1 protein-coding gene is annotated in these 458 nt (G+C 46.7%); it reads right to left on the bottom strand.

Annotation, left to right across the window (positions count from 1 at the left end; genetic code table 11):
- Positions 1 to 124 precede the first annotated feature (124 nt).
- Positions 125 to 458, bottom strand: a 334-nt coding sequence (locus ACTHUE_RS20330) for a Rib/alpha-like domain-containing protein (RefSeq protein WP_440424315.1), incomplete at its 5' end; no start/stop codon positions are given.

Genomic DNA, 458 nt, shown 5'->3' with positions numbered 1-458 from the left:
TAGATCCCCCTGGCCCTGTGCCAACGGCCCCTGTCGCTTTCCCGCCTTGGTTTGTTCTGTCCACCTGTTTCTTGGAGGGGGATGGTGGTCACGGAGGGAGACACTTAGAGCTTCGACTGGAATGTCAGACGTGTGTGCGGGATAAAACTTTAACAGTTTGGTCTTTAGCTGTTGGAGTGTTCTTCTCTGCATCTGTTGGTTCTGAAACAGTTACTTTAACTGGAACTTCTTCTGTAGAGCCATCTGGGTATGTGACAACGACCACTGGTGATTTATCGCCTGGGGTTGTTGTGTCTACTGGCTCCTTACCAGCTACTTTTACTCCCACATGAAGATCCTTGCAGTTTTCAATTGAATCTTCTGCTTTTGGTTCTTCTCCAACTTTAACAGTTTGGTCCTTAGCTTTTGGCTCGTTCTTATCTGCATCTGTTGGTTCTGAAACAGTTACTTTAACTGGA

This window comes from Neisseria sp. P0021.S005, assembly GCF_051956955.1.
The sequence above is the reverse complement of the archived record's forward strand: the minus strand, read 5'-3'. Positions and strand labels throughout refer to the sequence as shown.